At 62.8% G+C, this 2,360-nt stretch carries 1 pseudogene; it reads left to right on the top strand.

Annotation, left to right across the window (positions count from 1 at the left end):
* Positions 1-198 precede the first annotated feature (198 nt).
* A pseudogene (locus HWY45_RS36135) lies at positions 199-2,360 on the top strand (beta strand repeat-containing protein); the annotation flags it as partial.

Consider the following 2,360-nt stretch of genomic DNA (forward strand, 5'->3'; position numbering starts at 1 on the left):
CAGTTCCGGGTCCAGGTTCAAGCCCTTGCCCGGTTCAATCGTCACTTCTTCCTTGCGTTTGCGTGGCATAACGTGGCTCCTTGGCCATCAGTTTATGCCTCACACACAAACATTCGGATAGGCTCGTTGTATGCGGTTGCCAGCACGACGACGTCGAGTATCGCGAGCCTGTCGACCTCGGCATCGACCGGCATTTCGTCGGCCAATAGCTCGATCGTTTCGCTGTCCACGTCGACGTCGACGGGGATCAGCTCGCTTTCGACTGGTCTGAGCACGACGAACAGCTCGGTTACTTCGCTGTCCACGTCCGCTTCGACTGGCATCAGCACCGCGCAAAGCGGCGTCAATTCGCTGTCGACTGGACTGAGTGCAACCAATAGCTCGGTGACGTCGCTGTCGACGTCTGCTTCGACCGGGATTTCGTCGGCAAACAGCTCGATCGTCTCGCTCTCCACGTCGACTTCGACCGGCATCGGCTCACTTTCGACCGGGCTGAGCACGACGAACAGCTCGGTTACTTCGCTGTCCACGTCCGCTTCGACCGGCATCAGCACCGCGCAAAGCGGTGTCAATTCGCTGTCCACCGGACTGAGTGCAACCAACAGCTCGGTGACGTCGCTGTCGACGTCGGCTTCGACCGGGATTTCATCGGCAAACAGCTCGATCACCTCGCTTTCCACGTCGACTTCGACCGGCATCGGCTCGCTGTCGACCGGGCTGAGCGCGACGAACAGCTCGGTTACTTCGCTGTCCACGTCCGCTTCGACTGGCATCAGCACCGCGCAAAGCGGTGTCAACTCGCTGTCGACGGGACTGAGTGCGACCAACAGCTCGGTTACTTCGCTGTCCACGTCCGCTTCGACCGGCATCAGCACCGCGCAAAGCGGCGTCAATTCGCTGTCGACTGGACTGAGTGCAACCAATAGCTCGGTGACGTCGCTGTCGACGTCGGCTTCGACCGGGATTTCATCGGCAAACAGCTCGATCACCTCGCTTTCCACGTCGACTTCGACCGGCATCGGCTCGCTTTCGACCGGGCTGAGCACGACCAACAGCTCGGTTACCTCGCTGTCGACGTCCACGTCGACCGGCATCAGCACCGCGCAGAGCGGTGTCAACTCGCTGTCGACGGGACTGAGCACGACCAATAGCGCGGTGACGTCGCTGTCCACGTCGACGTCGACGGGTATCAGCACCGCACAAAGCGGCGTCAACTCGCTGTCCACCGGCCTGAGCACGGCCGTCTCCACGACCAACAACCTCGGCAACAGCACTGCCGCAGCACTCGGCGGCGGCTCGACCTACAACCCGGCGACCGGCACCGTCTCCGCGCCGTCGTACACCACGTACAACGCAAACGGCACCACGACCACCGCCAACAACGTCGGCTCCGCGGTCGACAACATCAACAGCCAGGGCATCAAGTACTTCCACGCGAATTCCACCGCGCCGGACAGCCAGGCTCTCGGCACCAACTCCGTCGCGATCGGCCCGAACGCGGTCGCGAACAACGCCGGCGACGTCGCGCTCGGCAACGGCTCCGTCACGGCAGCTGCAAATCCGACCGCCAGCGCCACCATTGGCGGCACGAGCTACTCGTTTGCCGGCACGACCCCGAGCAGCGTCGTCAGTGTCGGCGCAGCCGGCGCCGAGCGTCAGGTCACCAACGTTGCCGCAGGTCGGATCTCCGCTTCCAGCACCGACGCGATCAACGGCTCGCAGCTCTATGCGACCAACACCGCGATCAATACCCTGTCGACGTCCACGTCGACGGCCGTCGGCTCGCTGTCGACCGGCATCAGCACCGCGCAAAGCGGCGTCAACTCGTTGTCCACTGGCCTGAGTTCGACCAACAGCTCCGTCGCTTCGTTGTCGACCTCCACGTCGACCGGTCTCAGCTCGGCCAGCAGCTCCGTTGCATCGCTGTCGACCTCCACTTCGACCGGCATCTCGTCGGCCAATAGCTCGATTGCCTCGCTGTCCACATCGACCTCGACCGGCATCAGCTCGCTGTCCACTTCCGCTTCGACCGGCATCAGTACCGCGCAAAGCGGTGTCAATTCGCTGTCCACTGGCCTGAGCTCGACAAACAGTTCCGTCGCGTCCCTCTCGACTTCCACGTCGACCGGCATCAGCACCGCGCAGAGCGGTGTCAATTCTCTGTCGACCGGTCTGAGCTCGACCAACAGTTCCGTTGCATCGCTGTCCACATCGGCGTCGACGGGTATCTCGTCGGCCACCAGCTCGATCACCTCGCTGTCCACCTCGACTTCGACCGGCATCAGTACCGCGCAAAGCGGTGTTACCTCGTTGTCCACTGGCCTCAGCTCGACCAACAGCGCCGTCGCGTCGCTCTCGAC

This window comes from Burkholderia stagnalis, from assembly GCF_902830275.1.
Classification (GTDB): Bacteria; Pseudomonadota; Gammaproteobacteria; order Burkholderiales; family Burkholderiaceae; genus Burkholderia; species Burkholderia stagnalis.